Source organism: Actinomadura sp. SCN-SB (assembly GCF_043906805.1).
Lineage (GTDB): Bacteria > Actinomycetota > Actinomycetes > Streptosporangiales > Streptosporangiaceae > Spirillospora.
This window is the reverse complement of record NZ_JBIMPP010000139.1, coordinates 1-4,006: the sequence shown is the minus strand read 5'-3', so window position 1 is coordinate 4,006 and position 4,006 is coordinate 1. Positions and strand designations below refer to the sequence as shown.

Sequence of the window (4,006 nt, the reverse complement as noted above, 5' to 3'; positions counted from 1 at the left end):
TTAGCTGAAGGGCTTCACCCCCTGCCCGGAGGTGGCTTGGGTGAGCCGGAAGCTGTCACCCTGGGTGACCACGACGTGGGCGTGGTGCAGGAGGCGGTCGACGGTGGCGGTGGCCAGTGTCTTGGGCATGATCTCGTCGAAGCCGGAGGGGTGCAGATTGCTGGAGACGGTCAGGCTGCGTCGTTCGTAGGCGGCGTCGACCAGGCGGTAGAACCCTTCGGCGGCGTCCGGTGAGACCGGTAGCAGGCCGATGTCGTCGACGATGATGAGGTCGGCGCGGATGATGCGGGTCAGGGCGCGGGCGATGGAGTCGTCGACGCGGTGGCGGCGGACCAGGGCGCCGAGGTCTTCGATGGTGAACCAGGCGACGCTCATCCCGGCCTCGACGGCGGCCTGGCCGAGCGCTTCGGTGAAGTGGCTCTTGCCTGTCCCCGACGGCCCGCAGACACACAGGTTCTCGCGGCGCCCGACCCATTCGAGGGTCTTGAGGGCGTCCTGGGTGGGCCGCGGGATGGACGAGGCGGTCTCGTCCCAGTCGCCGAAGGTCTTGCCGGTGGGGAAGGCGGCGCGTTTGCGGCGGGTGACCAGGTTGGCGCGGTCGCGTCCGGCGGCTTCCTCGGCGAGCAGGACGCGGACGACTTCGGCGGGGTCCCAGCGCTGGGCTTTGGCGGTGGGGACCAGGTCGGGCAGGGTGCGGCGGATGTGCGGGAGCTTGAGGCGGCGGGTGAGCGCGATCGCCTCGGCCAGCGGGTCGCCTGCCGTGCCGCCGACGGTGCCGGGGGCGGTGGCGGTGGCGCCGGCGGTGGTGCGCAGCGGGGTGGCCATCAGATCACGTCCTTGCCAGTCGCGGTCTCGGTTGCGGGGTCCGTGGTGGGGTGCTCGGCGAGCCGGCAGTTGAGCAGCCCGGCGTGATAGTGCAGGTCGTCCAGCAGGGCGCCGGTGTCGGAGCGATGGCCCGGCAGGCAGTCCAGCAGGTGATCGGCCATGTGGTGGGCTGCGGCCGTCAGGGTGCGGTGGAGGTCTTCGGCGACCCAGCGGCGCATGGCCACCGGTGCCCAGTCCGGGCCGGGGCCGGGCCTCAGTTGAGGGCTCATCGGTCACCGTCCAGGTCCAGGTCGTGGCCACCGACGTCGTCGGGCAGGTCGTCCGGCAGGTCGTCGGGCAGACCGGCGCCGCTGGTGGTGGTGCCGGTGCCGGTGCCGAAGGCGGCCCAGGCCGAGGTGCCGGGCTGCAGGCTGTGGCCTTCACCGGCCCGGGTGGGCGCGGCGTCGGCCTGGCGGGCCTGGTAGTCCAGGATCGACAGGAGGTCGGCGTCGGCGAATCGGCCGGTGATCGCGGCGGTGCCCAGCGCCCGATCAACGGCGGCGGGCGAGTGCAGCTTGGCCAGCGCGACCGCTTCGGCCATCTTCGCGCCGATCCGGCGGGTGCCCGCGGCGGCGGCCTCCACCAGCCAGGACGCCGCGCCCGGGCCGAGCATCAAGAACGCCGCCTCGGCGGCGTTGGTCGCCTTCGGGGTCCGGTCGGCGTCCTTGTTCTCCCGGGGTGGGAAGTGGTCGTCGTCGACGACCGGTGTTCCGGGGTTCCCCCGCTGGTGCCGGGCGACCTCGACCGCGGTGCCGTCGGCCTCGACGGCGGTGACGATCAGCTCGTCGCCGTGGAAGCGGGCCCAGACCCGGGTGTCGACCAGGCGGTGCGGGACCGAGTACCGCACCCCGTCGACGGAGATGGTGCAGTTCCAGTTCACCCGGCGGGTGGTGCCGAACGCCGCGGTGAACGGCGCCCGCGGCAACGGGTGCAACCGCTGGCGCTCCTCGGCCAAAAGCTCGACCGGCTTGCGGCGGGTCTCGCGGTGCGGGCGGTCGTTGACCCGCGCGCAGAACTCGCGGCAGGCCGCCTCCAGGGTGGCGAAGGAGGAGTACTCCCCGCGCAGGTTGACCTCGGTGGGCACCAGATCGGCCTTGGCGATCCGCACCGTCGCCTCCGACCCGCCCTTGGACTCGGGATCAGCCGGGACACAAGTACGGATGGTGGTGCCGTAATGCTTGGCGACCTCCACGATCTCGGCGTTGCGGACCGCGATCTGCGCGACATGCTCGATGGTGACGGTCTTCTCGTTGTCGGTCAGCACATAGGCCGGCACCCCGCCGATCCGCCGCAACGTGGAATCCAGGCACGCGGTGATCGTCGGCAGCGTCTTGTCCCAGACCGGGATCACCACCCGGAACCGCGACCAGGCCAGCCACGCGCACCACAACGTGGTCTGCCGCCCACCGATCCGCGGCCCCCAGCCCCAGTCGAACTGCAGCCACAGCCCCGGCTCCACCGTCCAGGGACGGTAGACCCGGTGCCGGCCGAGCCGGTACTGCGCCTTGGCCTCGGCCACCGTGCGGCGGGTGGTGCGCTCCCCGCCGGCAAAACCCATCGCGACGATCCGCTGATGCACCACATCCGCGCGGATCTTCCCCCTCGAACGCACCACCAGCTCCTCGATCTTGGGCAGATAGGCATCGATCGCCCGTTCCCGGTGCCGCCGCTGCTCGGGCGCCTGCCCGGCCGCGCGCATCTTCACATACCGCGCCACCGTGTGGTGGTCGCACCCGGCCAGCTCGGCCGCGGCACGGTAACTGCCCGTGAGGTCATACGCCTCAAGGATCTCCATGATCTCCCTGCTGTTCTTCACCCGCTCGACTGTCGCCGACCGGGACCGATCGGGAACAAGCGGGGAGATATCTGGCCGTCCACGGGGACCCCCGTGGCCATCAGCGGGGCGGTATCTGGCCGCCTATGGGGAGCTTTCCATGGCCGCCGTCAGATGGACAAGGGGAACCTGCGGTGAAATGGAACCTGCGCTGGGCGGCAGCACGCCGTGACATCTGGCGGCCGACCGATCTACTCGCCGCGTTCGAAGAGGTCGGGTTCCGCCCTTCGCTCAGCAAGGTTTCAGCGATGTGGGGCGGCAAGCCCATCACCGTTCGGCTGGACGACCTGGACAAGATCTGCGCCGCCCTGGATTGCACGGTCGCCGATCTCCTGGAAGCCGAGCCGATCGAGGGGGCTGCGGGCAAGGCCACAGATTTGCCGGAAGCCGTCGGGCAGAGCGATACCCGGAGCAAGGGTGGGGCACGACCCGTCCCCCGAGCTAAGGGTGACCGGCCTCGAACCCCACCGCCGAACTGACACCGGTGGCCACGAAATCGAACGCCGCCCTGTTGACCTCCTCGCGTCATCCTCCACTTCGCAAACCTCGGCCCCAGAGCTGCCTGGATTGTCAGGCCTGGGGATTCGCGCAGCTCTGCCCTGGTTGCCGCGGCTTTCGCGACCGGCCTCATCGGTTTCCTGCGCAGCGCTGCGACCGTTGCGGGAATTGCGAGGTCCCGTGCTGGGAGGGTCTATGCCGGGGCTGCTGCCTCGACCTCAGCCACAACCCGCTGGCCACTCCTGAACAGTCCTGCCGGCAGCTCACGCTCGGCAAGCCCTATACGTTCAACCTCAAGATCCACTGGGTCCAGCTCCGGACGCCGCAGGACCAGAGGCGCTGGGCACATCCTCGGCCCGCTCTCGCTAAACCCCGGCCCCCGCGCTCGCCCCACCTCCTCATCCCCGGCCAAGAACCGCTGTTCCATCAGCCCAGGGACTGGGAGATCATCGGCAGCCTGCCCATCGAGGAACTGCCCGCCCTGACACCAGCCGCCCAACAGCTGATCAAGGACTTCCAGTCCTACATGCTCGACCAACGCTGGGGGCCCGGGCCGCAGAAATCATCGCTTCGCGCCATCCGGGTCCTCCTCGCCTGGCTAGGTGCTGAGGCCCCCATCCCCGAGGACGACATCCGAACGCTCACCGCAAGCCAGCGTCGAGCGAGAGGCAAACGCCTCATCCAGTTCCTCGCCGCCCGGAACATGCTCCTCCCCTCAGCCCGAAGCGATCGAGACGAACGCAAGGTCAACAGCTTCATCAACGCGCAGCCTGAGGCTCTGGCCACCGAACTGCGCGCGTGGGCGGCTGT

The 4,006-nt window shown here is 70.2% G+C and carries 5 protein-coding genes; 2 read left to right on the top strand and 3 right to left on the bottom strand.

Annotated features, from left to right (window positions below; translation table 11 throughout):
- From istB to istA, 3 genes are read right to left on the bottom strand one after another with little or no spacing between them, the layout of a single operon-like run.
- Complete coding sequence (gene istB / locus ACGWYJ_RS38625; RefSeq protein ID WP_395111645.1) at positions 1–825, bottom strand: IS21-like element helper ATPase IstB; 825 nt, start codon at positions 823–825, stop codon at positions 1–3.
- The gene (locus ACGWYJ_RS38620) at positions 825–1,094 is read right to left on the bottom strand and encodes a hypothetical protein (RefSeq protein WP_395111643.1); all 270 of its coding nucleotides are present in this window, start codon (positions 1,092–1,094) and stop codon (positions 825–827) included. The genes istB and ACGWYJ_RS38620 overlap by 1 nt, the downstream gene beginning before the upstream one ends.
- On the bottom strand, positions 1,091–2,680 hold the full coding sequence (gene istA, locus ACGWYJ_RS38615; protein ID WP_395111641.1) for an IS21 family transposase: 1,590 nt from the start codon (positions 2,678–2,680) through the stop codon (positions 1,091–1,093). The genes ACGWYJ_RS38620 and istA overlap by 4 nt, the downstream gene beginning before the upstream one ends.
- A gap of 152 nt (positions 2,681–2,832) precedes the next feature.
- Here istA and ACGWYJ_RS38610 point away from each other — a divergent pair, with 152 nt between their 5' ends.
- On the top strand, positions 2,833–3,177 hold the full coding sequence (locus ACGWYJ_RS38610; protein ID WP_395111639.1) for a helix-turn-helix domain-containing protein: 345 nt from the start codon (positions 2,833–2,835) through the stop codon (positions 3,175–3,177).
- A 5-nt stretch (positions 3,178–3,182) separates the two neighbouring features.
- Positions 3,183–4,006 (top strand): hypothetical protein (locus ACGWYJ_RS38605; protein WP_395111638.1); only part of this gene is annotated, 824 nt, incomplete at its 3' end.